The organism is Arhodomonas sp. KWT (assembly GCF_010993615.1).
Window position 1 is genome coordinate 1 of record NZ_WNXE01000189.1, and the last position, 4,180, is coordinate 4,180.

4 protein-coding genes are annotated in these 4,180 nt (G+C 65.5%); 1 reads left to right on the forward strand and 3 read right to left on the reverse strand.

Annotated features, from left to right (window positions below):
- A partial coding sequence (gene ampD, locus G7A99_RS16320; RefSeq protein ID WP_163142088.1) for a 1,6-anhydro-N-acetylmuramyl-L-alanine amidase AmpD occupies window positions 1-423 on the forward strand: 423 nt, incomplete at its 5' end.
- Here the strand turns inward: ampD and G7A99_RS16325 are convergent.
- From G7A99_RS16325 to G7A99_RS16335, 3 genes are all read right to left on the reverse strand, one after another.
- The gene (locus G7A99_RS16325; RefSeq protein WP_018716515.1) at window positions 416-1,780 is read right to left on the reverse strand and encodes a TRAP transporter large permease subunit; all 1,365 of its coding nucleotides are present in this window, start codon (window positions 1,778-1,780) and stop codon (window positions 416-418) included. The genes ampD and G7A99_RS16325 overlap by 8 nt on opposite strands.
- Before the next feature lie 57 nt (window positions 1,781-1,837).
- Window positions 1,838-2,455 carry a TRAP transporter small permease subunit gene (locus G7A99_RS16330; protein WP_051088173.1) on the reverse strand — a complete coding sequence of 206 codons (618 nt, stop codon included), beginning with the start codon at window positions 2,453-2,455 and terminating at the stop codon, window positions 1,838-1,840.
- Between the two features lie 61 nt (window positions 2,456-2,516).
- On the reverse strand, window positions 2,517-3,623 hold the full coding sequence (locus G7A99_RS16335; protein WP_018716513.1) for a TRAP transporter substrate-binding protein: 1,107 nt from the start codon (window positions 3,621-3,623) through the stop codon (window positions 2,517-2,519).
- Between the last annotated feature and the right edge of the window lie 557 nt (window positions 3,624-4,180).

Below are 4,180 nucleotides of genomic sequence, written 5' to 3' on the forward strand. Positions count from 1 at the left end.
TTCACCAACCGGCTCGACCCGGCGGCGCACCCGTTTTTCGCGGAGATCGCCGACCTGCGGGTTTCCTCGCACCTGCTCATCCGCCGTGACGGCGAGCTGGTGCAGTTCGTCGGCCTGGACGCCCGGGCCTGGCATGCGGGGCGCTCGGCGCTGGCCGGGCGGGTGGAATGCAACGACTTCGCCATCGGTATCGAGCTGGAGGGCACGGACGAGGTGCCGTACACCGAGGCGCAGTACACCCGCCTGCTGCCGCTGCTGGAGACGCTGATGGGCCACTATCCCGGGATCCGCAGGGAGCGGATCGTGGGGCACTGTCACGTGGCCCCGGGCCGCAAGACCGACCCGGGGCCGCACTTCGAGTGGGAGCGGCTGACACGGGCACTCGGCGTGCCCGTGCCGGCCGCGGATTCGCCGGCTAGTTGAAGGCGACGCTGGGGAGCCAGGTCACGAGGCCCGGCCAGAAGAACACCGCCGCCAGGCCGGTGAGCTGGAGCAGGATGTAGGGGAGCACGCCCTTGTAGATGTCGATCGTGTTGATCTCGGGCGGACAGACCCCCTTGATGTAGAACAGCGCGAAGCCTACCGGCGGGGTGAGGAACGAGGTCTGCAGGCAGACCGCGAACATGATCGTGAACCATGCCAGGTTGAACCCCATGCCCTCCACCACGGGCGCGACCAGGGGCAGGATGATCAGCGTGATCTCCACCCAGTCCAGGAAGAAGCCGAGCAGGAAGGTGACGAACAGGATCGTCGCCAGGATGCCGTAGTTGTTGAACGGCAGGCCGAGCAGGGCCTCCTCGATGACCTGGTCGCCGCCGAGGTTGCGCAGCACCACCGAGAAGGCGGTGGCGCCGAGGAAGATCGCGAAGATGAACGATGAGGTCCGCGTGGTCTGGTAGAGACTGTCGCGCAGGACCTCGAAGCTCATGCGCCGGTTAGCGATGGCCAGAAGCATGGCGCCCGCGGCGCCGACGCCGGAGGCCTCGGTGGGGGTCGCCACGCCCATGAAGATGGAGCCGAGCACTGCCAGGATCAGCCCGGCGGTGGGGGCGGCGGCCCACAGGGCGTTGGCGACCACGCGTGGTGTGACCTTGGGGACGTCCTTAGGGACCGGCGCGGCGTTGGGACGCACCCAGGCCAGGATGAGGACGTAGCTGATGTACAGCCCGCCGAGCAGCACGCCGGGGAACACCGCGCCCAGGAAGAGATCGCCCACGGAGGTCTCCGGGCGCGCCAGCCGGTCGGCCATGATCACCAGCATGATGCTCGGCGGGATGAGGATGCCGAGGGTGCCGGTAGCGCAGGCGGTGCCCACCGCCAGGGACTTGTTGTAGCCGGTCTTGAGCATCACCGGCAGCGAGAGCATGCCCAGCAGGACCACCGACGCGCCGATGATGCCGGTGGTGGCGGCCAGCAGCACGCCGATGATGATCACCGTCACCGCGTAGCCGCCGCGTACCACACCGAAGAGCGTGACCATGTTCTTCATCAGGCGCTCGGCCACACCGGAGCGGTCGAGCATGATCCCCATGAAGATGAACATGGGCAGCGCCACGAGGGTCGGGCTGGAGACCAGCGGCCAGATTCGCTCCGGAAAGAGCTCGACCGAGCTGCCCCAGTTGAACCAGAGGTTGGCGCCGAAATCTGCTACCAGCACGTGGCCGGCGATGCCGTAGATCACGGCGGTACCGGCGAGCGCCCAGGCCACCGGGAAACCGGTCAGCAGGATCAGCCCGAAAGTGGCGAACATCGCGATGACGAGGATTGCTTCTAGCGTCACGGTAACTCTCTCGCTCCGGCCCGTTATTTCGGTGGCAGGGGAAGGCGCCGGGGCCCTCTAGTGAACGGACGTGGTTTGACGTCGCGGCTTCGGGAAGCCGAACAGTAGCGCCGTGCACCGACTGATTCTCGCGATCACGGCGACAGCCAGCAGCACCATGGATAACGGGATTATCGACTTCAGCAGGAAGCGATAGGGAAGACCCGACGGCGCCTGAGAGGTCTCGCCGCGGATGAAGGAGTCGTATGCGTAGGGAAGGCTGTAATAGAGGACCAGCCCGAGAAACGGCAGCAGCAGCACGATCAGGCCGATGACCTCGATCCAGGCCTGCGTCTTCAGTGCCATGCGCTCATGCAGGACGTCCACGCGCACATGGTCGTCGGTGACCAGGGTGTAGGCGAGTCCGATTGGCCAGGCGATACCGTATATGTGCCAGGTCAGCTCCTCGAGCATGATCGAGCCCTGACCGAAGACGTAGCGCGAGATAACGCTGATCAGGATCACGGCGACGACGGCCAGCCACAGCCAGGAAATAAGCTTCCCCACGCTCCCGATCGTGCGATCGAGAGCGAGGGAAGCGGCGGTGTCGGGCAGCTCGGTGTGATGGTGGAAGTCCAGCTCCCCCTCGGGGATGTGGAATCCCTGTGCAGACTCGTTGCTATCGTCTTTCGACATGGTCACCAATCTCTCCATCACACCAAGCTGTTTTCCCGAAAAACCCTGAAAGGCCGGGAACTTAGTTGTTGGCTTCCTCGCCCCCGAGCATCATCTCGGGCTTGAGGTAGGCACGCTCACCCCAGACCTTGTACTGCTTCATGAACTCCTTCTGCGATTCCCAGACCCGCTTGAAGTCCTCGTTCTTGGAGGCCTCTTCCTGCATGACCTCGCGGGTGGTGGCGCGGAGCTCCTTGAGGACCGGCTCCGGGATCTGCGCGGTGTGCACGCCCTTGTCCTGGAACTCCATCAGCACCTTGCCGTTCTTGGCCTCGGACTCCGAGAGCGCGTAAGTCGTCGCGGCCATGCAGGCCGTGTCGATCTGCGAGCGCTGGTTTTCGCCGAGTGCGTTCCAGTCATCCTTGTTGATCAGCATGTACTGGGCGGTGAACTGCTGGTGCCAGCCCGGGAAGAGGTTGTACTTCACGACCTTGTTGAAGCCGAGGATCTGGTCGATGATCGGCAGCGAGAACTCGGTCGCGTCGATGGTGCCGGTCTCCAGGGCCTGGAACAGTTCGCCGCCGGGCATCATGGTGACCGAGGCGCCCAGCTTCTCGAGCACCCGGCCGCCGAGGCCCGCGAAGCGGATCTTCAGGCCCTTGTAGTCATCCAGGCTCTCGATGGGCTCGCGGTACCAGCCCGCCGTCTCCGGCCCGATAATGCCGCACAGCTCGGCGTGCACGTTGTAGCCCGCGTTCGCGTAGACCTCCTGGACGAGGTTGTGTCCCTCGTCGAAGTAGTACCAGCCCATGAACGCCCACGGCTTCATGCCGAAGGGGACGGCCGCGAACAGCGGAATGGCCGGGACCTTGCCCTGGTCGTAGCCGACCCAGGTGTAGCCCGCGGAGACCTTGCCGTCGCTGACCGCGTCGAGGATATCGAAGGGCGGCACGATCTTGCCCGGCTCCGAGACGCGGATCTGGATGCTGCCGTCGCTGATTTCGTTAAGCCGTTTTGCGACCCAGGGTGCGGGCGACGCCAGGCCCGGGAGGGTCGACGGGAAGGCAATCGGCATGCGCCAGCGCACGCTGTCCTGGGCCTGCGCCGTGTTCGCGACCGCTCCGAGGGTCATCGCACCGCCGACGACAGCCGCCGCCGCGATACGGGTGATACCGGAAGGGAACTTCATACTCTGCCTCCTGTAAAGTGCGCTGAACTGCTTGCGCCGGGGCGCCTTGCAGGGTTTTGGAGTCGTTTTTTCACTCCGATTATGGTGCATACACGCGGTTGTGCCGCGGATATGCCGGCCCGGTGGATACCGGGTATCCGGTCATTGATGGGAACGGCGGGGAAGACAGGGACGGGAGACCTGCCACGGTCGCGCTGCGCATGGGCGTGCCAGTGGTTGTCGTCATGGCTCCCCTCCGGTCCACGGCCGCGCGGCTTTGTGTCGTCTGCCGCGCTCCCCGGTTCGTTACGGGTCAGGGCATCTTGGCGGATGCTTGTTTTGGTCTGACCACCCAGCGCGAGTATAGGCAGGAATGCCCCCCCGGATGCAACCCCCGGCCGGTCGCGGTCTCAGCGGCCGGGGCCGGGCTGCAGTGCGGCCTCGCAGGCGACGGCCGTTATCGCGTCGCCGTCGTCGAGCCGGGCCGCGGTGAGGGAGCCACCCCACAGGCAGCCCGTATCCAGCGACAGCACGCGGGCGTCCGAGATCAGTCCCAATGTCGACCAGTGGCCGAAGAC

Bases quoted from the DNA above. Each gene is read 5' to 3' on its own strand.
- G7A99_RS16335 (WP_018716513.1), bottom strand. From the start codon at position 3,623: ATGAAGTTCCCTTCCGGTATCACCCGTATCGCGGCGGCGGCTGTCGTC.
- G7A99_RS16330 (WP_051088173.1), bottom strand. From the start codon at position 2,455: ATGTCGAAAGACGATAGCAACGAGTCTGCACAGGGATTCCACATCCCC.